Raw genomic sequence first — 323 nt, 5'->3', positions numbered from 1 at the left:
TTTGATTATTCTGTTCTTTCCCATGGTACCCGGAGTGGGACTTGAACCCACACAGCGCGAACGCCGAGGGATTTTAAATCCCTTGTGTCTACCGATTCCACCATCCGGGCTCGGGAAGAAATTGGAGGCGCGTTCCGGAGTCGAACCGGACTAGACGGATTTGCAATCCGCTACATAACCGCTTTGCTAACGCGCCGAAATCTTCTTGCTTTACAGCCGACATCCGCTATTGCCGATGTCTTAAATTTGGAGCGGGAAACGAGACTCGAACTCGCGACCCCGACCTTGGCAAGGTCGTGCTCTACCAACTGAGCTATTCCCGC

At 53.3% G+C, this 323-nt stretch carries 3 tRNA genes; all 3 read right to left on the bottom strand.

The annotated features are described in order from the left end of the window. Nucleotides 1-23: 23 nt before the first annotated feature. Nucleotides 24-110 (bottom strand) — tRNA-Leu (locus OGY17_RS00025). Nucleotides 111-122: 12 nt separating this feature from the next. Next, nucleotides 123-196, bottom strand: a tRNA-Cys gene (locus OGY17_RS00020). A 51-nt stretch (nt 197-247) separates the two neighbouring features. Next, nucleotides 248-323 (bottom strand) — tRNA-Gly (locus OGY17_RS00015).

The organism is Citrobacter sp. Cpo126 (genome assembly GCF_030332445.1).
GTDB classification, from domain to species: domain Bacteria; phylum Pseudomonadota; class Gammaproteobacteria; order Enterobacterales; family Enterobacteriaceae; genus Citrobacter; species Citrobacter portucalensis.
Note: the sequence above shows the minus strand (reverse complement) of the source record. Positions and strands in the feature narration are given on the sequence as shown.